We start from the raw sequence: 23,455 nt of genomic DNA, 5'->3' as shown, positions 1-23,455 counted from the left end.
CAGATTTTGAGCATTGATTTTCCCTGAACCGATATGAGCAAGCTTAAAGTTTTAATGTTCCATCCTGCACTGGCTCCCTACCGGATTGATCAGTTTAATGAGATGGGGGAGCTTTTTGACCTGGAAGTTGTCTTTATTTTTGACAATGTGCGAGACCATAAATTTGACCAGCAAAAACTTCGTTCACAGCTGCATTTCAAACATTCCTATTTGTTAAACGGGCCCGCAGGATCAAAGGACAGAGCTATTCGGTACGGAATGCTGAAAACAATCCGGCGGGCGAATCCGGATATCATTTTTGGATACGAATACTCTTTTACCACGCAGTATTTACTGCTTTTGAAGGGGCTGGGTGTAATCAAGCAAAAGATAGGCTCCACAATCGATGACAGCATTGATATTTGCCTTCACGTGCAGACCAAACTGCGTTATTATGCACGCAAATACAGTGTCAAACGCCTGGATTATTTGGTTGTATTGTCAAAAGAAGTTGCCCGGTTTTATCAGACTTCCTTCAGCTTAAAGGATGACCAGGTGATTGTTTCTCCAATACTCCAGGCGCCCGAAAGGCTCAGGGCAGATAGTTCCAGACTTGAAGCGATCGCCGCTGATTATGTCAGACAATATGATCTGACCGGGAAAAAAGTCTTGTTATTTGTTGGCCGCTTTATTGCCGAAAAAGGACTGGCCGGATTTATAGAACACACGTATCCTGTTCTTTTGGCTCATCCGGATCTGGTGCTTGTGCTGGTGGGCGAGGGGCAGCAAAAGGAAAATATCAGACAACATATTCAAAACCATGGTTTGCAAAATAAAGTTATTTTGCCCGGAAGATTCGAAGGGGAAGCGCTGAATGCCTGGTATCTGTGCGCATCAGGGTTTGTGCTGCCCAGCACGTTTGAACCTTTCGGTGCGGTGGTCAACGAAGCGCTTATTTTCGGACTGAACGTTTTCTGCTCTAAATATGCAGGAGCATCTTATCTGATTAGCGAGCAAAGCGGACAACTTTTTGATCCGCTGTCAGAAGAAAGCACCCTTAAAGGGTTACGCAGCTTTATAGATCTGCTTCCCAGGGTCAAAGATACTGATCTGCAGGAAAAACCATCATTAATGACCAGCTTCAAAGAAGATCTGGTTAGCGAATGGAGCAAACTCTCATACAGCTGATGTTGTGAAGATTAAATGATCATACCGCAATATTGTTCAATGGCAGAAAATTCAGCACTTTAATTTTTGTGTATGAAAAGTAGATATTTATGAAAAAGAAGTTGGAGTTACTGCAAATTTTCAGAGGATTTGCGGCAATGCTGGTAGTACTTTGTCATATAAGCGGCTCGACCCGTCCTTATTTTCATACTTCTTTTTTGGGTGATATTTTTTTTCAGGGTTATATCGGTGTGGATTTCTTTTTTGTATTGAGTGGATTTATCATCACGTATGTTCATTTCAAAGATCTTATACATTGTTCCAATCAAACTACATTTCTTAAAAAGCGTTTTATAAGAATCTACCCGTTCTACTGGATTATTGCCACAGTTTATCTTTTATTAATTTTTCTATTAGACGGCAAGACCAACCATCTGGACCACAACATGGATTTTAGATCCGCTCAGGAATGGTGTTTTATAGTGTATTCTTATCTGCTGCTGCCGGTTCAGCCTAACTTTTTCCTACCCGTAGCTTGGTCATTAGCCTATGAAGTGATCTTTTACATAACGTTTTTCATCTGTATCATGACTGGCCTGAAAACGGCCAAGTATATCTTTTTCGTATGGCTTGCAGCGGTTCTGCTCAAGATGTTTTTGTCAGAGCTTATTTGTATACCCAATATTATACTGCTAAATGAAAGAATTGTCGCATTCCTGTGCGGCTGTTTTGTAGCGTATTTAATTCTAAAATCGTATCACCTTAATGTATGGATATGGGCAGTAGCATTGGTCTTGTCCCTGTTATGCTTGGTTCCGGACTATCCGCATATTCTACTCAGGCCGCATGGTATTATGGTGCTGGCGATTGTGATGTCACTGATCATTTACAGAGTGGTTATTATAGACATTACCCGGCAATTCCGTTACCCGGCGATACTTCTTTTGGTCGGAGAGGCATCGTACTCTATTTATCTATCGCATTTGATATTTCTTAGTACTTTGTTTAGACTTTTCAGGATTATAGTCGAGAAATTGCATATTTACAATTCGTTGATACTTCAGTCTCTGATTTTCATTCTATTTTTGTTTACTATTGCCGGAGGGGTGCTCATTTTTCGATTCGTGGAGTCTCCGGTACTGCGTTTTTTTAACAGAAAGTTGCTGTAGGACAGTCTGTTAAGTAACCGGTTGTTACCCTTTGATCACCAGCTGATCTTTCAAGTTCAGTATTTGTTTTTTCATTTATTTGTCCCTGCTGCCAGGTAGTATTGAAAGTTTTGAGGGAGGATTCGAGGGGTAGCAAAGTAAAAAATAATAAGAACACAAATATCAACGTACATCGTTATGAAAAACCTGAAAATGAAATCAGTTTTGCTTTTTTTTGCTGTCCTGTGCTTTCATGCTGCGCAGTCGGCTACCTATTATGTCAAGGCTTCGGGGGGCAACGGTTCAGGGTTGAGCGATCAGGATGCTTGGAGCTTTGAGAAACTCAAGGCTTCCTTTACGACCGGAAGTACGGTTCTTTTCAAAAGAGGAGATGTGTTTTACGGAACGCTTTCCGCAGAAAATTCGAATTTTACTTTTGACGCCTATGGAGAGGGCGCAAATCCGGTTATTAGTGGGTTTAAGCAGCTAGGAGTTTGGTCAAAAGCCACTGGCAATATCTATTATACCACGCTGGATGTTGAATCGCTGAATATGGTGACCGTTGATGGCGTGGTCCGGTCAATGGGTAGATATCCAGATGCAGGTTATCTTAAATATACTTCGCATGAGGGGAATTCTGCTCTCTCCGGTGAGACTGTAAGCGGTATACCCTTTGATCCGGCCGGCGCTGAGATCGTAATTCGAAAGGATCGATGGATCATTGATCGTCATGTGATTTCCTCCCGCTCGTCCAATCAACTCAGCTACAGTGCTAACAATCATTACGGCAACAATATGACTTATAGTCCCGTTGACGGCAATGGTTTTTTTATACAAGCTCACCTTGGTACGCTCAGTAAAGAGGGGGAATGGTTTTACGATAAAAACGCCAAACGTCTTTACCTTTATTCAGCATCAGGATCGCCTGAGGGAAAAACGGTTCAGGTGAGCACGCTGGCGAGAAATTTTGTGATTAATTCTCAAAATAATATTACGATCAACAATATAGATTTTGAAGGCAGCAATACCGATGGCGTCTATTTGGTAGGGGCCCGCAATGTTACCTTTAATAATTGTAACTTTAAAAATCACGGCGGTAACGGTGTGTATGGGATCGATGTTTCTGCCATTACCATCAATGGAGGATCTGTAAGCGAAGTACTCAATAACGGGATATGGATTGAGAACAACGGTTCAGCGGTCACAATCGATGGGGTCCGGACCACCAACATTGGGATAATTGCCGGCGCGGGACGCTCAGGCGATACAGCTCAGGAAGCTATCTCCGTCTATGGAACAGGAACAACAATCCGAAACTGTTCTGTAATCAGCACAGGATTTAACGGTATTAATTTCTCTGGCTCGGGCGACGATGTGCTGGTCGAAAACAATTTTGTCGACCATTTTTGCAAAATCAAAGATGATGGTGGAGGTATTTATACATTCAATTCAAGGGGAACAAACAGAAAGATCAAAAATAACATTGTATTAAACGCAGTTGGAGCTTATCAGGGAGCAGAGTCAAGTTACTGGGAGGCATATGGTAAGGCCGCAGGTATCTACCTTGACGGGGGCAGTAAGGATACTCAAATTGACAATAACGTGATCGCTCATGGCCCCTGGGCGGGAATTTTCGTCAATGGCACAAGTGATCACCATATCACTAACAACCTGGTGTATGATTTTGCAAGAGTACTGCTTATTCATAGTTTCAAAGATCTTTTTGTAAGAAATCTGACCGTTAAAAATAATGTGTTTCTAGCCAAATTGGCCTCGCAGTCGGCTATGTACGTGCATATGTATTTCAATGATGATCCCTCACAATATGGCTCTTTTGACAAGAATACCTATGCCCGGCCTATCAATGATGCAAATACTATTACAATTCAGCGCGAGTATGCTGGCGGCGGCCAGGCCAATATCTCGCTGTCTGACTGGATTCAGCAATACCGTCAGGATGCGGGCTCATCCAAGTCGTTGGTTACGACCGATCAGGAAAGTAATTTCCGGTTTGATTACAACAACTCCATCAACGAATCTTCCGTAGCGCTGGATGGGAATTATGCCGATGTGACCAACAAGAAATATTCATCAAGGTTTCAGCTAGCTCCGTATGCAGGGCTGGTACTGATCAAGAATCCTGTAACCGGGCTTATTGAAAGCATTGCATCGGGTCATTGGAGTGATCCGAGTATTTGGTCTGGCGGCCAGACGCCCAAGTCAAATGAAACCGTACTGATCAACAAAGGGCATGTTGTCACATCAGATACCTATCCCACTGAATTCAGACTTAGTACCGAAGGAGAACTTAAAATCAATAAATAAACCCCCTTGATGTCTATCCCGGCCAGGGACACAGCTTATGAAACCTCGTATTTTGTTTATTATGCACGTGCCCCCGCCAGTTCATGGCGCTGCCATGGTGGGAAAATTTATCAAAGAGAGCGCCAAGATCAATGCTGCATTCGAAGCGGATTATATAAATCTTTCTACATCGACAAGCCTAAATGAAATTGGCGGGGCAGGAGCGGGCAAAATAATAAAGTTGTTAAAGATACAAGCAGATGTTGTAAACGCTCTTTCCAGGAAAAACTATGACCTTTGTTATGTTACGCTGACTGCAAGCGGTCCTGGTTTCTACAAAGACCTGATGGTTGTTGGCATCCTGAAAATGTTCGAGAAAAAAATCATTTATCATTTTCATAATAAGGGCGTGGGTTTGAGTGGTAAATCGGTTTTGACAGATGCTCTTTACCGTTTTGTTTTCAACAAATCCTACAGTATACTTTTATCAAAGAGTCTTTACTACGATGTGAAGAACTATGCGCCGGCTGAAAATGTATTTTTCTGCGCCAATGGAATACCTAAAAATCAATTGACATCCACAGCGGAAAGGTCTGATAAAGACATCTGCCGTCTGCTTTTTTTAGGAAATCTGATGCAGTCCAAAGGGATGCTGGTGTTGCTGGAAGCATGCCGGATTGTTAAACAGCAGGGGTATTTGTTCGAGTGTAATTTTGTGGGAGGCTGGACTGATATTACGCCAGAACAATTTTCCCAAAAAGTTTCCGATTTCGATCTGGATGGCACGGCGTTCGCTCATGGACCGAAATATGACCAGGATAAAAGGGATTTTCTATCAAACTCGGATGTACTGGTCTTCCCTACCTTTTATCATTTCGAAGCATTTCCGCTGGTTATTCTGGAAGCGATGCAAAGTGGTTTGGCAGTAATATCATGTCCAGAAGGCGGAATACCAGATATTGTTGTGAATGGAGAAACAGGTTATTTGGTGCCGCAGAAGGATGCCGCTGCGTTAGCTGAGAAAATAGGCTATTTAATTCAGAATCCGCATGTTCGCCAAAATATGGGAAAAGCTGGGCAGGAAAGATTTTCGCAGCTCTTTACAATCGATTCGTTCGAAGATAATATTTGCGATATTTTAAGGACGGCCGCCGCAGGGAAACCTGTATAATTTTTTTTGAAGTACGATACCAGCTAAGCTCGATGCTTTGCCAGGCATATGCTGGATCGTGAAGTAGAAAGCAGCGTTCTAACGCTTATGTGTAAACGTAAAAGAGTCATTATTTTTTGCTTTGATATCTTTCAAACACTTAAAAGTGCGGGCATAACTCGTCATTCTAAACTTTCATAAAGTCTACATAAAAAATAATTACTTTAATATTTAAGCAAGTCAGCCAAGGCTGACCTGCTTAAATATTTTCGAACATTAAACACACCAGGCAATTCTGCTACGAAAGATTTGGAAAGGTAGGCTGCCTTTTTAGCCTTAAGAGAATTAGCGTGAGGTCTCGGAAAAATACAATTGTGTTTCCCATGTTCCGCTTAAAAATCTCTGGTCTGTAAATCATTCTGAGCAGCCAGCCGAGTCTAAGTTTAAACCAGATGGGATTGATCTCCTTTTCAGTTCCTGCATACCAGTCAAACACTGCCCCAATACTAACGATGAGATTAGTATTTAGTAAGTCACGATGTTTTACAGACCATTTTTCCTGCTTTGGCGCGGTCATACCAACGAATAAGACGTTAGGCTGGAAAGCGTTAATGGCGTCGATCATGTCTTGGTTATCCTGATCGGAAAACTCCTTTTTGAATGGAGGAGAATACGTTCCTACGGTGATATTAGGATATTCTCGGTTCATACGGTCTTTGATTAATCTAAGTACCTTTTCAGAGGATCCCAGAAAGAAAACCCGTCCTGAGGTTTCATTCATGCGCTGCACGAAATGTTTGTAGACATCAGGACCCTGATTTCGCTTGATGTTTTTGCCGAGTAAAAAAATAGAGGCCAGCGCAAAGTAAACCCCGTCTAACACGAGAAAATCTGTATTCTGGAGCGTACTTTTGAATTCAGCATCTTTAACCGTTAAACCATAATTGTTAGGGCTTATGCTGCAGTTGATTACTCTACTCTTTTCGCCCTGTACCGGAATATTTTTTAGGTCATCATTGAAAACCTTAAATCCTAAAACTGTAACAGTGTTGAATGCATTATCCATATGTATATAGTTTATTAAGCTGCTGTGCTGGCCATCAATAAATTAGGCTTCAACAAGCTGATGTTGAGAGATAACTTCACTAATCCATTCATAGGTTTTTGTCATTCCTTCAATGAGAGGGGCTGACACTTCCCAACCAAGTTCTTTTTTAAACAAGGCATTATCGGAGTTTCTTCCACGTACGCCTAGAGGGCACTTGAAGCCATATTTGTCAATGAACTCCTGGCCATAGATATTTTTGATTGTAATATCTTTGCCGGAAATGTCAATTGCCATTTGTGCCAACTGATTGATAGTCACCTTCTCTTCTGACCCGATGTTTACAGGCCCTTCGAATTCTGACTCCATCAGGCTTAACACAGCAGTCACGCATTCCTCAACATAAAGGAAAGATCTTGTCTGCTGCCCGTCTCCCCAAACTTCAAAAGAACCTCCGTCCGGTGTTTCTGCTGCTTTACGAAGCATGGCCGCCGGTGCTTTTTCTTTCCCGCCTTTCCAGGTTCCCTGTGGGCCGAAGATGTTATGAAAACGTGCAATTCTTACATTCAAATTGTAGTTTCTTTTGTAGGCTTTGAAGAGTCTTTCGCTGAAAAGTTTTTCCCATCCATACTCAGAATCTGGATTTGCAGGATATGCTGAGCTTTCTTCGCAGTTAGGATTATTCGGATCTAACTGGTTGTTTTCCGGATAGATACATGCAGATGAAGAGTAGAATAGCTTCTTGATATTTTTAACAGTCGCTTCTTTCGCTACGTTCAGGTTGATCAGCGCCGAGTTTTGCATAACATTTGCATCATTCTGGCCTGTGAAGATATAACCTGCTCCGCCCATGTCTGCTGCAAGCTGATACACTTCGTCCCAGCCTTCTGCGATCACAAGCTCAACTGTCTTTGGATCTGTGAGATCACCCAGAATAAACTCGTTACAAATTTCCCGATGGTCGAAATATTCATGATTTTTAATGTCGCAGATTCTGACATAATTTCCGTTCTCTTTCAACCTTTTAGCGAGATGTCCGCCAATAAAACCACCGCCTCCTAGTACAATTACTTTTTTCATTTTTGCTTGGTTTGAGTGTTAAAAATAGTTACTAATATGAGTTGGGTAAATAATGATAATACGGTTTGGGCACAGCGATTTCGTACCGATTTTCAGCCATTTTGCTGGCCGTCGGTTTTTCGTAAATTGTATAGGCAATACTTTTCAATCCAGGCAAAATTCAGCCTGCTACTTAATTATCGTTGAGTGCGGTGTTATACACCTTGAAGTATGATTAATTCCTGACTTTTCATCGCGATGCAGAGGATATAACAAAACTGACATCTACCACATCGAAGTGAGGAATTATAGAAAATATTTTATGAATCTTTCGGAACTGCGTTTCTATTACAAAACTAAGGTAGAGACAAAAAGAATTAAAAAAAAATCAAAATGATTTAACGGCAAAATATATTATCGAAAAGTAGCTATTTTTCATTTGAAAATACTGTAAAAATTACAATTATATATGTTTTATACTGTGAATTACTTACTTAAAGTTCGTAGAATGTATTCGTAAACATCCATGTAAACGGTTGTCGTTTGGTATTTTTCTTTTAAAAATCAAAATTATATATAGAACTTTCTCTATATGAAAATAAATTTTTCTAAATAGAATTACTTCACATGCCAGATTAGCCAGATTTTGGAGAAATAGGAGTCTCGGTTATTAACGTTTGGCAAACAATTTTTGAAAAGATAAGCACGTTTACAATTCAGGGTTGTAAAAGAAATAATACTATTATAAGGAGCATTTGGGCATGTTTTAGCTAAACTACAAATGCCTAATTTATCATTTTTGAGTGATGGCTTCTTAGATAGCAATAAACTTAAAATTGAAAGACGGAAATTATAAGCTCTGCAAAACAGAAAATTTTATGTCTTTCCCCTGCGTGAGATAGTTCTACGTGAAAAAAATGCAGTTTGGCAAGTTTGGATGTTATTAATTCTGGATTAAATCAGGATTAATATAAAACGACCGGGCCATTTTTAAATCAAATAGGAGGTAGTTTTCCGTTAACAGGGAAGGTGAAAAGGATTTTGAGGCCCAGTTTTTCGTTAATTATCTTGATAATGTTACCTCACGATTAAAATATTCGATGGTCATTTGCAGTGAGCTGACTATTATGACAGTGTCTTTGTGATTTTTTTGAGATTAAATATGGCATGTAACTGATAATTCGATTAAGTTAACAATTAAATAAAACTTCGGTTATTACTTTCCGTTTTTCATCTCTAACTTTATAATAATCAAACATTTACTCAACGGAAAAATAAGCTGACATGTTTCGATTTATTATTCTTTTCTCTGGAATACTTTTGACTTCTGCTCAGTCATATTCTCAGCCAGGAAAGCGTGCAAACATATGGTATTTTGGGTATAATGCCGGGTTAGATTTTAATTCAGGTAAACCGGTTGGGCTAAGGGACGGAGCGTTATATCAAAGAGAAGGTTGTTCCTCAATAGCTGATGAAAAGGGAAACCTGATTTTATATACTGACGGAATTAGAATTTGGAATAAAAAACATAAGCTTATTTCAGCAGATACACAGCTGGGCGGAGATGATACCTCAACACAAAGTGCACTGATTGTTCCGATGCCTGGTAATCCAAACATTTATTACGTGTTTTCTACCTTTACCAAATTAGTATGTGTTACCATCGATATTAGTCTTTACAAAGGGAACGGTGGTGTGGTTTCCAGAAGTGTTCTTTTGGAAAACTCAACAGAAAAGTTGGCTGCTGTTCAACATTGTAATCAAAGGGATTTCTGGATTCTTGCCCATGAGAATGGGAACAGGGTTTTTAGAAGTTTTTTGCTGACTGAGCAAGGAATTGCCAAATCTTCGGTTGTGAGCAAAATTGGAACTCCGCTCGATTTTTATAAATCTGTTGGCAATATGAAGTTTTCTCAGCAGGGCGATAAACTTGCCATGGCCGTATTTGGAAAAAGTCAATATCAACTATTTAATTTCGACAACAGCCTCGGAACACTTTCTGATGAAGTATCTTTAAAGCATATGGATTTTTTATCAGCTTACGGATTAGAGTTTTCACCAAGCGGAAAATTTTTATATGTAAGTGAAACGGTAAATGTGGGAAGTTCTATTTTTCAGCTGGATATATCAGATATGGATGCAAAAAAAATCATCGCGTCCAAAACCGAGATCGGAAAACCGCCTGAATCCTATTTCGGGTCTATGCAACTGGGGCCGGATGGTAAGATCTATGTTGCGCGGTCTGGTCTTAAATATTTGGGAGTGATCCATACTCCGGATCTTAAAGGATCAAAATGTGCTTACGTTAATAATGGGTTTGAACTGCCGGCGGGCGTCAACAGTATGGGTCTTCCTAATTATTTCGTAACTCCGCCAATCCTTGATCCCACGGTCACGATACAAATTGACGATAAATGTAATGATGTCACACTAACAGCTGAAACGAACCACCGTTTTTCAAAATATGTTTTTCAGTGGTACAATGGAAAGCAAGAAATTCGAGGAGCTAATATGAGAACGTATACTCCAAAGAGTTCGGGTGATTATTCCGTAATATTGATCGGAGAGTGTCTGGATAAGAAGGTTATATCGACGTCAATAAATGTTAAAATCCTTGAAATCTCTGCTGACTATTCAACCCTTGAATGCGGTCTTTTGGAATTATCAGTTCGGGCAAATGCTTCGATTGTCTGGACCGGCAAAGGGGTATCCGTCGAAAACGAACATCTTCGTAAAATTCAGGTTTCCGGGTCAGGCAAAGATGTCTACTACGTTAGAGTATTGGATGAACATGATCCATCTTGTTATATAGAGAAAAAATTGGACGTGAATTTTGGAGTTTGCGATGCATCTGTCTTTATTCCCGATATTTTCACGCCTAATGGAGATCATATAAACGATGCTTTCGACATAGTGATCAGTAATGGGGAAGGTGTAGATCTTAGGATTTATGACCGATGGGGCAACATTGTACATCATGGTAAAAAATCCGAGATACCGTGGGATGGAAAGGTCAACGGCACAGATGCCCTGATAGGGACTTATACATATGTTCTTCAATACAAAAATAACCGTGGACATGAATTTACTCGGCGAGGAACTGTTTTTTTGCAGCGGTAATGCAAAAAAATGCCGCAGAAGCAGAATTTCTACGGCATCCAGATTAAGGTATCTTAAGAAAGTCTTGAAATACATTCCTTCAAGCTATCAGTCCAGTAAGGAATTCTTATTCCAAAAGTATTTTTTATTTTTGTTTTGTCCATTACCGAATAAGCTGGACGGACGGCTTTGGTTACATACTCTACCGTTTTAACTGGTTTTACATGAACCTCTACTTGGCTGATATCAAAGATGGTTTTGGCGAAATCAAACCAGGAAGTTACCCCTTCATTGCTGTAATGATAGATTCCATATGCTGAACTTTCCGAATGAATTATATCAAAAATAGCACCGGCCAGATCAATTGCATACGTCGGAGAGCCCGCCTGATCAATAATGACGCCAAGTTCATCTCTCTCTTTCCCAAGACGAAGCATTGTCTTTACAAAGTTATTTCCAAACTCCGAATAAAGCCAGCTCGTGCGCAGAGTAAAGTGTTTTGTCAAAGTTTTAGAAATTGCAATCTCTCCCTCTAGTTTTGTCAGACCGTAGATATTTTCAGGCTCAGCGGGGTCCGTTTCGACGAGCAGTTGCGGAACATTTCCTTTAAAAACAAAGTCTGTTGATACATGAATCAGCGTGGAATTATATTTAGAGCAAACTTTGGCAATGTTTTCGGCTCCGTCATTGTTCACTTTTCGGCAAATATCAATTTCGTCTTCCGCTTTGTCAACAGCTGTATATGCCGCACAATTAATTACAAATTCGGGTTTCTCTTTCTCGAATAAAATGTCTAGCAGAGTCGGTTCAAGAATATTTCCATCTTGCTCGGAAGGGAAGGAAATGTCTGTGATACTTCTTTCATCTGCAACTTTTTTTAGACAATGACCGAGTTGTCCTGATGCTCCAAGAACTATTATTTTCATATATTTTCATCGATTTGGGCCGCAAATATAAGCGAATACACCCGTATGAAAAGAAAAAATCTCAAATTACATTGTAGCCCATAATCAATTCCAGATAAGGAAGAGGTCTATCTCTGACTATTTAGATAATTGACATGATATTGTCTGAGTTTTTGATCCAGTTGGTACCCCGTTCTGTAACGCTCTCCAATCTGGAATCCACGCGTATAAGAATATTCCCAGCGGAACTCGTCCGTGGTTCTGAACCTGGCTTTGGCTCCCTGAATGATTTTTCCTGGGGGAATAGGAATTGCAAAATTGAATCCAGCGGTAGATCCATTTTTTGTCTTCATTGCATACAGACCAATTTCCACGTTTGTAAATTGTCTTATGAACTCAAATCTTACTCCACGATCTTTCCACAAATACTGCCCTCCAGAAAGCTTTAAAGTTACGTCGGGACGGTTTAGTCGATAGGAAATATCTGCAATGGCCAAGAGTTGATCTATTGGCCCCGCGTATATCCCACCCCTCGGGTAATTATACTTTCCAGTTAAACTTCCTTCGAAACCAAATGACAGTGGGAGACTTAAATCAGCATTTCTATACTGAAAATTGAAACCGTATTGATCGTTGTAAAAATATCCAAGCGAAGCACTGAAGAAGTGCTTACCAGATGCATAAAATTGATTTAGAAAGAAAGGCGCGGGACGGATTATTTTTGGCCTGTTATCTAGGTCATTTGTAATCGGAAACAAAATACCTGCATTCAACACGAGTCCTTGCCAAAGATGAAATTGCGTTTGGAGAAGAATACTGGTATTACTTTGAATTGGTTTCATTCGATTTCCAAAATTTGCTGCGAAAATTGGTTGAAGCCAGAAGTCGAACTTGTAACGCTTGGGTTCCTGGAAAAATCTTTGTCTTTGTAGTTTACGATCTTCATCAGGAAGAGAACGAAATCTAATTGTGTTACCTAACTTGTATTGGCCGAGAATCACACCCTGAAACATTGGCAAATACTCAATCACAGAACTATCACGAAGCGCTTTACGCATTTCTAAAAGGCCATAAAGTGGATTTCTATCTAGGCGTTGTTCGTAAATAGCTCTCCCCTTAATTGAATCAAGAGTAACATTTTCGAAATTTCTCCAAAGTGAAGCTCTCTTGTTTTCCGAGAGTTCTGATTGTCCTTTAACCTGAAGAAAGAGGATCGAAAGTAAAGCAGTTAAAGCCAGTTTAGTAATTTTCGTCAGCATTCTTCAACCGCTTGGGTAATGTTTTAAGATTTAATGAATATGAGGTTCCGAAAGTAATCTGATCGAAATTAAGCAAACCAGCTTGGATTGTCCATTTTTTAAAAAGCGTTCCGTAAGCTCCAATATTGAAATTTTGAGAATCCCATTCAAACATAATTCCCGCATTCTTTTTATATCTCAGGCTCACGCCACCCAGCGGACCAGAGAGATAACGGTAGGGGAGATCTTTCTTTTCTTTTAATTTCATATTGGCAAAAATATTTGAATTGCTTTTTTCGGATTCGTCACGGAGAATATAGTAGGGACTACCATAACCCAAGCTCACATCAGCAACAAGTTGTTCAGATATTTTCAGCGATTTGGTAGCCATCAAAGCATTAGTAGTAAAAGAATTATTTATACTGAAAGGTGCGGAAAGAATAATCGCTATAGAGGGCATGATAGTCTTTTCTTTAAAAAGCTGATATTTAATATCCAGCTGGCGATCTCCAACACCGCTTATCTTTCCAACACCATTCGATCTTGTCAAATTTAAACCAATTTCAAACCTTTTTAATAGCGTGAGATTGATGAAGTAGGTGTTTTCCGAATTTCGATTATTTCTTCTGAAACTATATTTTTTTGGGTTGTAATTTCCGCCAAAAATAAATGTCCCATCGGGGTTAAAAGAAGCGCTAGGAACGTATATTAATCCAGGTTTACCTGTGATATTTAATTGCGCAGTTGCTGTCTTTCCTGTGAAAAACAAAATCAGGAAGGACAGTAAAAAACCGCCCTTCCTGAATATTGGATGTAATATCATTCGAATATTAATTTCCACCACCTTGGTTATGGCAGCTAGCAACTGCCGCAGCTTTTACCGTATTCGCCTCAGTAAGAGCCGCTGTATAAGCAACTTCAACCTTTGCAAGGTTAGCTGTTTGTGCAGCTTGAGCATTTGTTGTAGCAGCCGCAGCTTTTGCAACACATGCCTGAGCATCAGCAGCCTGAAGTGTGTTGATTGAACTCAACGCGCCAAGAAGTTGAATATTTACTAAAGCTTTGAGAACAGGATACAGGTCACCTAATGCTCCTTGCGCAGCCTCGATGTCAGCCAGAGCGGCTGATGCCTGTGCCTGGGTAGACGTTCTGTATTCGGCATATTTTGCTGTTAGTCCATCAGTACAAGCAGTTTGTTGGCCTGCAATTGGCTGAATTGCTGCATTATATGCCGCAGTTACTTTTTGAGTTTCCGTAGCCTTAGAAGCATCCAGTCTTGCTTTAACAACATCAAACTTTGCCTGAGCATCAGCAAGACACGCGTCTGTTACTAAAACTTTTTCTACTTTCTCGACCGCGTCAGTAGCTCCGACCCTGGTACCTCTCAATGTAACGCCCTCAACAACTGGGAATGTGAATTTCGGAAGATAGGCAGCAACAGCAGGGTTGGCCATAGCTTTATCCAAAATTGCTTTAAGTTCCGGAGACAATGCGCCACCTGCGGCAACTGCTGCAACAGTTGCAGAATTTACACTATTTAATGTATTTATCTCAGAATCTGAGATTGCAGATTTAACTTCTGCACCTGCTGTTGATACGCTTGCCGGGACTGTCCCAGAACCTGCGATACTACCCAGTGCACCATTAACCTCCGTTGCTTTTGCTGATGCTTCAATAGATGCTTCAGTAACTTTCACCTCCGCTGGCTGATCCAGTGTCGGGGAAGCAATAGCGATGTTGTCGAACTGTTTACCGATTTCTGGATCGATGGTCGTCGGCTCGGTCTCGTCTTTGTCTTTACAGTTCACTAGCATTGCTGCCATCATAAGGCTCAATACTGTAAGTCTTAGCATTGGTTTTTTCATTGTGAGTAAAATTGATTTGTGGAATTAATAGTTTAAATTATTTATTTACATAAATACAAAAATCCAAAAACACGCTAGAGGTGGGCACAGATTTCTCATAACATCGCTGTGTACCTAAGTAAATAGCTTAATAGATTGTTAAAGAAAATTAGAATACGTTCTGATGAGTTTTCTTTGAGAAGACTGTCATGAAGATGATTTTCAAATCCAGGGCAAAAGTCCAGTTGTCCAAATACCAGAGATCATGCTTAGTCCTTTGAAGTTTTTGTTCCTTCGTATCAGTTGGACCACGCCATCCATTAACCTGCGCCCAACCAGTGATACCAGGTTTGAGATAATGACGAACCATATAGTTGTCAACCTCTTTTTGCATTACCTGGTTCAAGAACATTCTGTGAGGACGAGGGCCTACTACGCTCATATCACCCCGTAAGACGTTGAGAAATTGTGGAAGTTCATCCAGACTATATTTCCTGATAAACGCGCCAACTTTTGTAATCCTAGGATCATTAGCTGATGTAGACAACGTCCCGTTACCTCCATCACCTTCATACATACTTCGGAATTTGAAAACCTCGAATCCACGACCTCCCTGTCCCATACGAGTTGGACAATAAAAAATCTTACCCTTCGATTCTAACCGGATAGCTATTGCAACGAGTGCAAAAATAGGAGCTAATCCAATCAAAGCAAGCAAAGAAAAAATGACATCAAACAGCCTTTTCTGCGCTGCCCAGTATAAGTTATCGAGAGAACTTTCCCTAACATTAACTATTGGAATGTTTCCTAATTGAGATATAGAGAAATTTTTACCGAGTAATGTTGAAAAGTTAGGCACAATCCGGGTTCTGATACCATGATAGTCGGAAATCATTATCACTTCTTTAATCACGTCATCCTTATAATTTGCAATTATGATCTCGTCAATTCTTTGACCAGCGACCATTTCTTCTAAAGCAGTGATCCGATTTGTTTTGGAGTTCGGCCCAGCAGGATATGAGTCAAGGATGCCAACCACGTTATAACCAAGATCCAAATTATTTTTGAAATACGAGTTGATTTTTTCCCCAATCTCTTTTTCGCCCACGATTAATGCCCTTCTGACATTTTTACCTTTTAATCGCATTTGTCCAATTAACTGTACAATCACATAGTGAGAGAACAATTCAATAACCATAAAGGTCATAGCAAAGTTAATTAGCTGATAGCGATTAATCGGGATTAGTGCCTCGTTAAGTAAGAACAGAAAAGATAGAATTCCAATAAATACGAGATGTGCACGTAAGTACATCATCAATCGATATTGGTAACTGTTGTGAAGATGAATATAATAGATCCTGGTAAAATACCCAACTATCATCCATAACGCACAGTAATTAAGCAGAAATAACAAATGCCGCTCCGTGAATTCCGGCTTGCCTAAGAAGAAGAATAAATAACTACCTGACAGCAGAAGTATGTCAGTTAACATGTAGTTAAATGCAAGTTTTTGATCAGACCTTATCATAACGTTGAGTAATTTGGTAATGTTGAGGCAACTATTTTTAATGCCGAAACAACGATTTCTTGTATTCTATATCGCTGTTTATATGTAATGTCTAAGAATATTTAAATTATCAAATAAATTTATTATTACCCTATTTCCTGATTTCCTGCGAATTGTAAATATTCAACTGGAGAAGATATTCAAAAGATCGTTCAAACGCATATCTTCTTCGACGATTTAAAGTATGCTTACATTTTATTTCTCAAAAGGTGACAACGGATACATGAATTTGCCTAGTTCTTATCCTATATGTCAAAAATAGGCAACCTACTAATACCAACCAACAACATCATTTGAATTATTCGAAAAATTATATAGAAACATAGTAATGTAGAATAGTTTACATTCGGTGTAGAAATTATTTGATAATATACAACTTATATTTGATATCATAATTGGAATATTAGGGATAATGACTTGATTTTAAAAACAACCAAAAAATATATTTAAATAAGTTATAAGTGCAACTAAAATAATTCCCACGCTATTCTAGTATAATTTGGATACAAAGATATAATTTTTTCAATTTCAATATTTTGATATTTCGAAGCAACCGCACTATTTAATTTTACCAATCCATAATAATTGTTAATTCGATTTAATTGCTTGTTATCCCACTTTTTAGATTTAAGCAAATATTGCGAAAACCATTCAAATGAATTTTCTAATCCGGAGCCATTTGGTTGTTCATAGTGCCATAAATCATTAGCGCCGATGTTCTCAGATACTTGAGCTAGTTTGCATAAACCAGCAAGATTTGACATGGTATAATTCAATGAATTCTCTCGCACAAGTTCAAATGGTTGACTGCCATCGGCCTTTATTTGATAATCTATACGTTTCGGAGTCCGAGATTCTAATATTTGTTTGGCCTTTGCTGTATCACCAACAAAAATACAAAATGTAACTTCCTGAAGATCGTAGTATGTACCATGGTTATTCCTCATTGCTTTCTCTTTCTTACCCAAAGGGCTTGTCTGGAGCCATCTTAAGTAAGAACTAAACCAAATTCTTATTATATCAATAAAATCCGGAGACATATGATTGCTTCCCGAAGTCAGGGAAATAATGTCAGGTATTGCAGCTAATTCTCTGGTTTCGATTATTCCTGTTGGCGATCCCTGATTTCTTCCTGGTATAAACTGCCCGAAATTCAAATTTGGGTTCATTTTAGTTGACGGATCTACAAACCAAGTATCAAGGAGATTTTTGACTTTAAAAGCAAATCGTTCGTCCTTTGTAAAATAGTAACATAAACTTAGTTTTTTTAAGTCTAAAATCAAGTTATTAAGTTGATCCTGGTCCTTTAATTTTTTTGCCTCAGGATTTACCTTACCATCTTTTCTGATATATGGAATTCCATCTCTCTTGTTACTGTCAGGCCACCAGTAAATTGACTGGCTTTGGTAAGAATGTATGTTGCGATCGGGTGGCAAATTTTCCTTCAAAAAAGTTACAGAATAGCTTTTATCTGTTTTGAGAATGCCTTCACCAGATTTAATAAGCGATTTTACAATATTTACCTCTATGACGCTCTGCTCATGAAATTTTTTTTCAAATAGTCTAAGTTTAGTCTTGTCAATTAACAAAAATTTCTGATCACTATAATTCTGCAATATAGATCCGTAACTTTCCATATGGAATGCTAGAACAATGGCAAATAGAAAAGATTTCTTAATCGTTTTAGTGAGTCTACCAGTCATTATATTTAATTCTAGATTCATATTAACTAATCCGAATAGCAATCGAAAAACTATACTTAAGCTTCACAGGGATAAGAAATTATTTGTGATATTTTCTTATGCTATAAATAGCCATATTTGTTCTCACCAAATAAGAATTTCGCGATCCAATAATAGTATTATTATGAAAGATGCCTAATGATTCGAGCTGGATTTCCGGCAATAACTGTATTTGCTGGAACATTTTTTACTACAACTGAACCAGCGCCAATTACAACGTTGTCGCCAATTGATATCTGACCGATAATGCAAGTATTAGCTCCGATTTCTACGTTATCACCTATTATAACACCAGTTGTTTTGGAGTTATTAGCTGAAATCTTATTTCCTATTGTTATTGATTGTCTTATTGTGCAATTTTTCCCTATAACTGTTGACTTATGTATTACTAATGCCTGACCATGAAACATCTTCAAACCAGGACCAATTTTAGCTCTATGCTGTATTTCCACACCAAGTATCCACATTATAAATACTTTGTAAAGAACCAAATACGGCGTAAGCAATATTTTTACAATGGGCCCACTTGTTGCTAAGTGGGCCATTCTGTACGAAAACATAACTATTCTTCCCTTTATATTTCCCCGGTTCGCTTTCCAGTCTTGAAAGATACTATATGAAGTCATGAAAATATTATGTTGTAATTTGTTTACCAGCACAGGCCAGTATAGTTTTTGGGTACGTCGTCGAGGTGTACTCGAACCAAATCAATTATAATTTTATCAGCTAATTCAGCTGAATAAGTATTAACATTGAAGTTTCGATGGTTTATTAACACAACATCTGATTCTTGAATTGAAGAAACTATGTCATCGGTAATCAAGTCTGACAAATGGGGTAAATGTTCATTGATAAATGCTTTGTTTGCTCCGATTAATTTTGATATGTGCACATTCTCATCATAAATTTTGAGCTCGTAACCCTTCCCGATAAGCTTTTCTGCAAGGTCAACAGAAGGACTATATCGAAGATCGTCTGTCCCTTCCTTAAAACTTAGGCCTACAAAGCAGATTTTTTTACACCCTGTTCGAGCTATTAGTTCATAGGCAACTCGCTTTTGATTTTCGTTAGACGAGTCTATACTGTTAAGCAACGGAGCATTGATGTAATTGTCATGCCCGAGAGTAACTAAGCCGCGAAGATCTTTTGGAAGGCAAGAACCACCATAAGCAAACCCTGGTTTAAAGTAAGCTTTTGAGATATTCAGGTGGGTATCAGTACAAAAAAGGTCCATCACTTTGTGGGAATCTATTTCCAGCCCTTTGCATATATTTCCAACTTCGTTGGCAAAAGTTATTTTTAGGGCGTGAAATGAATTATTGACATATTTTATCAACTCTGCGACCTTAATTTCTGTAATTTCAATTGGCGAATTTAGATCTTTATAAAGTGATGATACCTTTTCAATAGCTTCCAAATTATCTCCTCCTAAGACAGTTACAGATGGGTTATAGTAGTCTTTGACTGCAGTACCCTCTCGAAGAAATTCTGGATTGGAAACAACAGAAAAGCCAATCCCACGAACCTTTCCGGAAACCTGTTCAATTATTTCCCCAACCTTCTCATTTGTGCCAGGGAGAACTGTGCTCCTGATAACTACGACGTGAAAGCTGCTTTTTGATTTGAGTGCCTCGCCGATTTGCTCTGCAGTTTTGTAAATATAAGAAAGATTCAAATGGCCAGTTGGTGATGATGGCGTCCCAACACAAATTATACTAAGTTCAGATTCGTTAACTGCGTCGAAATAGTCAGTAGTTGCCCTAATCTTTCCTTTATTAAACTCTTCTTTGATAATAATATCAATGTCCTTTTCAACAATAGTAGCTAATCCTTGGTTGATTAGGTCTACTTTTAGCGAAGAGACATCGACACCAATGACATTATGCCCATTTCTTGACAGGCAACCTAAGCTTACGCATCCAACATATCCGAGTCCAAATATTGAAATTATCATATTTGCTAATTTATTTTTTATAAATATTTATTTGAGTGTTCATAAAATCAAGCATATTGTCCCATTTCGATTCCAAGTGTTTTCGAAAATTTGTTTGATGAGATTCATCAAATTCTGCATCAGCATATTTATTAATACTATCGAGACCCGATTTTAATGGTAAATGAGTCAGAGCTCCTTCTCTTATAAGAACTTCGTTTGCTTTCATCTGTCTTATTCCACAATAAATGCTTGGGACGCCAAGCATAGCACCTTCGCGCGCCATACTGTCTCCAGAAGATAGCACCAGCTTTGCGAAATAAATGAGAGAATGGATGTCATCAACCGGCTCCTGCAGTATTATCCAATTTTTTGGATATTTTCCAGCATATGACTTATCTTCAAGTGAAAGGATGACATTAGTATTTGAATCGATCTCACTTGCAAAAGTTGATATAATTGCGTCTTGTTGATCATAGTAATTGAAAGATTTATTACTTACTTCTCTAACAAAAATGTAATTATACTTCTCCAAATTGTATTCTGTTAAGACATTAGAATTCGCGGTGAATTTAGAAGGGCTTAAATAGCTCCATTCTTTAAGGCAATTGAATATTGCAATCTTTCCTTCTGCTTTAACTATAGGGGGAAAAAACAGTTTATTTGAGAAGAAAGCGTTAATTGAGTTAATCCTTTTTCTTTCCGGATCATCGTAAAACTGAATAATCGGAGTTTTCGAAAAATAACATGCGAAGGCCAATGGTGCACTACTGGCTGCAACGCAAATGTTATATTTATTTTTACGAATTAAACTAAAAAATCTAATTGTTCTTAACACGTTACCTTGCCAGAAAATTGACCATTTACTTCCATGGCTTTCGCCGACTTGAATAGAATCAAAGTCGTAATACTCTCGTTCGATAATTTTGGGTAACTTACCTCGTCCAAGGTAACATACGGTTACATTCCAGCCGCTCTGTTTAAGTTCGTAGGCTAAGCCCTTAAATAAATTTAGTTGAGCAGGATGCTTAATATCGATTAAAATTTTCATATTCTGCATGAAAGCGTTTGTTATTTTACAAAGTAATTTGGGAGACTCTAGAAATAAGTTTTAGATCCATTTCATGTCCTTAAGTTTGCTCAAACTGTTATCTTGTATATTATATTTTTTAAAAACCACCAAAGAGTTTTTGGCAAAGGTTTGTCTTAGGGAAAAATCAGATTTAAGAGCATAGATAGCTTCTTGCAGTGCAACGACATCTTTTTCTTCAATTAATTTTCCATTGAATTCGTTGATACAAATTTCAGGAATTCCAGATACATTGGTAGAAATTAATGGAAGGCCATAGGAAGTTGCTTCCATCAAAACAACTGGTATTCCATCTTTGTCATTACGCAACGAGATTGCCGGAAGTAAAAAGGCATCTATTGTCCTGAAAAAATCGGGTTTCTCAGTGCTATTAACTCTACCTATATACGATACACAGGCTGAAAGGTTGTGTTCATCAATATACTTTAGATATTCTCCCTTTAATGGTCCGTCACCCGCCAAAACTAATTTAATATCTTTATCTTGTTGATATACGTTTTTAACCGCTTCTAATAGATAGATAATACCTTTTTTTTCTGTAAACCAGCTAAGCAATCCAATTGTGAAAACTGTACCAATTTTTTGTATGGATGTATTGGCCACTTCAAAGGCTCCCAACCGAGCTAGTTTTACTTTTTCTAGGTCACTGTCAGGATAAGAACTGGTTATATATTGGATGTTATAATCAGATATGCTAAAAGCGTAAATTGAGTTGTTCACTAGTAGAGACATCCATTTATTTTTGAAATAAATGTCATAAGCATGAAAGGTAAAACAGTAATCTAAGCCTCGTTTGAAATACATTTTCAGCATAAGAGATATTATTGCAGGTTGTGTAGCAAATTGTGCGTGTAATTTAGTTTCTTCACTAAAATGCGTCATATCTAGTTTAGCGAACCAGATAATACTTTTCCATCCGATTATTGCGCTGTATCCCCAAAGAAGTTTTTTAAAATTGAGAAATACAAATTTCATGATAAACCACAGTTTTTTAACGTCAATTATTTTGCTGTATGGTTCTATTAAAATTTCAATTCCCTTCGCTTCTAAATCATTTAGCGCATTATCGTAGAAGCTATTTTGCTTTCGTAAAAGCAAAAGTACAAATTGGGTGTGGGTTGCAAATACTGATAACTCGTCTATCATCCATGGGGCCAGATTTTTAACTATGTAAACGGGTTTCATTTTGTTGAGCAGTTTGATTTCTTATAATTGAATTTTGAATAAGATTTTCTTGATGTGATCGCTTCTGAATAGCAAGGATTAAGCCAATAGTACCAAAGACCATGGCATTGTAACTGATCACGTGAAAACCCCCAGTGTAAGAAAGAATAACCTTACAACCAATAAGCATTATAATCGTGCTGAAGTGTAAGGCATATTCATCACCATTAATTTTATATCTTCTTTGTCTGAAAGAAATGATAACTAATGTGTAAATGAATAATATATAAAGCAAGAAACCGATAATGCCGGTCCCATGCAATAATTTTCCATAGTCGGTGTGTAAATGCCTTTCACTATAAAAAGTTTTGAGTACACCTCGTTCGGCGTAAATGTCCTTTCCAAATAATGAATGAAGAGGATCTTTAAAACTAAAAATAAGGTCAGAAACGACGAAATATTCCAGTGTTCTACCTTCGGCTTCAAACGAATTCACTTCGAGTCTATCTGCGCGCGCTTCAAATCGTTTAACTATCGTATCACTAAAATTAAGTACGAATAAGGACGCAGCAAATGAAAACAACAATGAATAAAGTATCGCAGTTGATTTATTTTTATAGAAAAATAGAAAAATGATGTATCCAGCTACAATAATTAATACAGATGTCCTTCTTGTTGATACCAAAAGAAGTGGAATGGTGATACAGGAACAGAGAATGTAGAAAATTCTATATTTTTTGTCATTGTTGTAAAAAAATATTAGAGGGATAAGGAGTACTGAAAATGAAAACTGCAGCAAGAAATCTCCAATTATATTACCCGTTTGAAAACTGTCATCCGAATCTTGTTTTGACGAATACATTGTTCCAAGTTTAAAGACGTTGGCAGCAACTGTATAAACTATGTAAGTGACCAGCACCAATGAAAAACTTTTAAAATATTTATTTGGATCGTGTTTTTTGTCCAAATAGTAACTATAAATCAGATCAAAGTAAATAAAATAAGAGGATACTCTTAGGTA

At 38.2% G+C, this 23,455-nt stretch carries 18 protein-coding genes; 5 read left to right on the top strand and 13 right to left on the bottom strand.

Annotated elements, in window-relative coordinates; all coding sequences use genetic code 11:
- Window positions 1-33 precede the first annotated feature (33 nt).
- The 4 genes from BMY70_RS02105 to BMY70_RS02090 all read left to right on the top strand — a co-directional run bounded on the left by BMY70_RS02105 (window position 34) and on the right by BMY70_RS02090 (window position 5,769).
- On the top strand, window positions 34-1,167 hold the full coding sequence (locus BMY70_RS02105) for a glycosyltransferase (RefSeq protein ID WP_090331467.1): 1,134 nt from the start codon (window positions 34-36) through the stop codon (window positions 1,165-1,167).
- An 89-nt stretch (window positions 1,168-1,256) separates the two neighbouring features.
- A complete protein-coding gene (locus tag BMY70_RS02100; RefSeq protein ID WP_090331465.1) occupies window positions 1,257-2,315 on the top strand; it encodes an acyltransferase family protein in 1,059 nt (352 codons plus the stop codon).
- 177 nt (window positions 2,316-2,492) lie between these two features.
- Complete coding sequence (locus tag BMY70_RS02095; protein ID WP_090331463.1) at window positions 2,493-4,619, top strand: right-handed parallel beta-helix repeat-containing protein; 2,127 nt, start codon at window positions 2,493-2,495, stop codon at window positions 4,617-4,619.
- A gap of 37 nt (window positions 4,620-4,656) precedes the next feature.
- A complete protein-coding gene (locus BMY70_RS02090) occupies window positions 4,657-5,769 on the top strand; it encodes a glycosyltransferase family 4 protein (RefSeq protein ID WP_090331461.1) in 1,113 nt (370 codons plus the stop codon).
- A gap of 277 nt (window positions 5,770-6,046) precedes the next feature.
- Here the strand turns inward: BMY70_RS02090 and BMY70_RS02085 are convergent, their stop codons facing one another.
- Window positions 6,047-6,814: a WecB/TagA/CpsF family glycosyltransferase gene (locus BMY70_RS02085; protein WP_090331459.1), complete on the bottom strand. Its 768-nt coding sequence runs from the start codon at window positions 6,812-6,814 to the stop codon at window positions 6,047-6,049.
- A 42-nt stretch (window positions 6,815-6,856) separates the two neighbouring features.
- Window positions 6,857-7,873, bottom strand: coding sequence for an NAD-dependent epimerase/dehydratase family protein (locus BMY70_RS02080; protein WP_090331457.1), 1,017 nt, complete (start codon window positions 7,871-7,873; stop codon window positions 6,857-6,859).
- 1,263 nt (window positions 7,874-9,136) lie between these two features.
- Between BMY70_RS02080 and BMY70_RS02075 the strand changes: the two genes are divergently transcribed.
- Window positions 9,137-10,972 carry a T9SS type B sorting domain-containing protein gene (locus tag BMY70_RS02075; protein ID WP_090331455.1) on the top strand — a complete coding sequence of 612 codons (1,836 nt, stop codon included), beginning with the start codon at window positions 9,137-9,139 and terminating at the stop codon, window positions 10,970-10,972.
- Window positions 10,973-11,025: 53 nt separating this feature from the next.
- Here BMY70_RS02075 and rfbD read toward each other — a convergent pair whose 3' ends face one another.
- The 11 genes from rfbD to BMY70_RS02020 all read right to left on the bottom strand — a co-directional run bounded on the left by rfbD (window position 11,026) and on the right by BMY70_RS02020 (window position 23,401).
- The gene (gene rfbD / locus BMY70_RS02070) at window positions 11,026-11,877 is read right to left on the bottom strand and encodes a dTDP-4-dehydrorhamnose reductase (protein ID WP_090331454.1); all 852 of its coding nucleotides are present in this window, start codon (window positions 11,875-11,877) and stop codon (window positions 11,026-11,028) included.
- A gap of 107 nt (window positions 11,878-11,984) precedes the next feature.
- Window positions 11,985-13,115: a YjbH domain-containing protein gene (locus tag BMY70_RS02065; protein ID WP_090331452.1), complete on the bottom strand. Its 1,131-nt coding sequence runs from the start codon at window positions 13,113-13,115 to the stop codon at window positions 11,985-11,987.
- The gene (locus BMY70_RS02060; RefSeq protein ID WP_090331450.1) at window positions 13,096-13,917 is read right to left on the bottom strand and encodes a YjbH domain-containing protein; all 822 of its coding nucleotides are present in this window, start codon (window positions 13,915-13,917) and stop codon (window positions 13,096-13,098) included. Before BMY70_RS02060 ends, BMY70_RS02065 begins: the two co-directional genes overlap by 20 nt.
- 7 nt (window positions 13,918-13,924) lie before the next feature.
- Window positions 13,925-14,959 (bottom strand): hypothetical protein, encoded by a 1,035-nt coding sequence (locus BMY70_RS02055; RefSeq protein WP_090331448.1) that lies wholly within the window; start codon window positions 14,957-14,959, stop codon window positions 13,925-13,927.
- A 148-nt stretch (window positions 14,960-15,107) separates the two neighbouring features.
- Window positions 15,108-16,430: an exopolysaccharide biosynthesis polyprenyl glycosylphosphotransferase gene (locus tag BMY70_RS02050; protein WP_177196937.1), complete on the bottom strand. Its 1,323-nt coding sequence runs from the start codon at window positions 16,428-16,430 to the stop codon at window positions 15,108-15,110.
- A 542-nt stretch (window positions 16,431-16,972) separates the two neighbouring features.
- Window positions 16,973-18,208, bottom strand: a complete 1,236-nt coding sequence (locus tag BMY70_RS02045) for an alginate lyase family protein (protein ID WP_177196936.1) — start codon at window positions 18,206-18,208, stop codon at window positions 16,973-16,975.
- A 161-nt stretch (window positions 18,209-18,369) separates the two neighbouring features.
- Window positions 18,370-18,873 (bottom strand): serine acetyltransferase, encoded by a 504-nt coding sequence (locus tag BMY70_RS02040; protein ID WP_090331442.1) that lies wholly within the window; start codon window positions 18,871-18,873, stop codon window positions 18,370-18,372.
- A 23-nt stretch (window positions 18,874-18,896) separates the two neighbouring features.
- Entirely contained in the window at window positions 18,897-20,201 is a 1,305-nt protein-coding gene (locus BMY70_RS02035) for a UDP-glucose dehydrogenase family protein (RefSeq protein WP_090331439.1), read from the bottom strand.
- Window positions 20,202-20,211: 10 nt separating this feature from the next.
- Entirely contained in the window at window positions 20,212-21,231 is a 1,020-nt protein-coding gene (locus BMY70_RS02030; protein WP_090332580.1) for a DUF354 domain-containing protein, read from the bottom strand.
- Window positions 21,232-21,291: 60 nt separating this feature from the next.
- Window positions 21,292-22,455: a glycosyltransferase gene (locus BMY70_RS02025; protein WP_090331437.1), complete on the bottom strand. Its 1,164-nt coding sequence runs from the start codon at window positions 22,453-22,455 to the stop codon at window positions 21,292-21,294.
- Window positions 22,433-23,401: an O-antigen ligase family protein gene (locus BMY70_RS02020; protein ID WP_143072035.1), complete on the bottom strand. Its 969-nt coding sequence runs from the start codon at window positions 23,399-23,401 to the stop codon at window positions 22,433-22,435. The genes BMY70_RS02025 and BMY70_RS02020 overlap by 23 nt, the downstream gene beginning before the upstream one ends.
- Between the last annotated feature and the right edge of the window lie 54 nt (window positions 23,402-23,455).

The sequence above is a fragment of the Dyadobacter koreensis genome (assembly GCF_900108855.1).
Lineage (GTDB): Bacteria > Bacteroidota > Bacteroidia > Cytophagales > Spirosomataceae > Dyadobacter > Dyadobacter koreensis.
This window is presented reverse-complemented; position numbering and strand designations above follow the sequence as displayed.

Bases quoted from the DNA above. Each gene is read 5' to 3' on its own strand.
- BMY70_RS02105 (WP_090331467.1), top strand. From the start codon at position 34: ATGAGCAAGCTTAAAGTTTTAATGTTCCATCCTGCACTGGCTCCCTAC.
- BMY70_RS02100 (WP_090331465.1), top strand. From the start codon at position 1,257: ATGAAAAAGAAGTTGGAGTTACTGCAAATTTTCAGAGGATTTGCGGCA.
- BMY70_RS02095 (WP_090331463.1), top strand. From the start codon at position 2,493: ATGAAAAACCTGAAAATGAAATCAGTTTTGCTTTTTTTTGCTGTCCTG.
- BMY70_RS02090 (WP_090331461.1), top strand. From the start codon at position 4,657: ATGAAACCTCGTATTTTGTTTATTATGCACGTGCCCCCGCCAGTTCAT.
- BMY70_RS02085 (WP_090331459.1), bottom strand. From the start codon at position 6,814: ATGGATAATGCATTCAACACTGTTACAGTTTTAGGATTTAAGGTTTTC.
- BMY70_RS02080 (WP_090331457.1), bottom strand. From the start codon at position 7,873: ATGAAAAAAGTAATTGTACTAGGAGGCGGTGGTTTTATTGGCGGACAT.
- BMY70_RS02075 (WP_090331455.1), top strand. From the start codon at position 9,137: ATGTTTCGATTTATTATTCTTTTCTCTGGAATACTTTTGACTTCTGCT.
- rfbD (WP_090331454.1), bottom strand. From the start codon at position 11,877: ATGAAAATAATAGTTCTTGGAGCATCAGGACAACTCGGTCATTGTCTA.
- BMY70_RS02065 (WP_090331452.1), bottom strand. From the start codon at position 13,115: ATGCTGACGAAAATTACTAAACTGGCTTTAACTGCTTTACTTTCGATC.
- BMY70_RS02060 (WP_090331450.1), bottom strand. From the start codon at position 13,917: ATGATATTACATCCAATATTCAGGAAGGGCGGTTTTTTACTGTCCTTC.
- BMY70_RS02055 (WP_090331448.1), bottom strand. From the start codon at position 14,959: ATGAAAAAACCAATGCTAAGACTTACAGTATTGAGCCTTATGATGGCA.
- BMY70_RS02050 (WP_177196937.1), bottom strand. From the start codon at position 16,430: ATGTTAACTGACATACTTCTGCTGTCAGGTAGTTATTTATTCTTCTTC.
- BMY70_RS02045 (WP_177196936.1), bottom strand. From the start codon at position 18,208: ATGACTGGTAGACTCACTAAAACGATTAAGAAATCTTTTCTATTTGCC.
- BMY70_RS02040 (WP_090331442.1), bottom strand. From the start codon at position 18,873: ATGACTTCATATAGTATCTTTCAAGACTGGAAAGCGAACCGGGGAAAT.
- BMY70_RS02035 (WP_090331439.1), bottom strand. From the start codon at position 20,201: ATGATAATTTCAATATTTGGACTCGGATATGTTGGATGCGTAAGCTTA.
- BMY70_RS02030 (WP_090332580.1), bottom strand. From the start codon at position 21,231: ATGAAAATTTTAATCGATATTAAGCATCCTGCTCAACTAAATTTATTT.
- BMY70_RS02025 (WP_090331437.1), bottom strand. From the start codon at position 22,455: ATGAAACCCGTTTACATAGTTAAAAATCTGGCCCCATGGATGATAGAC.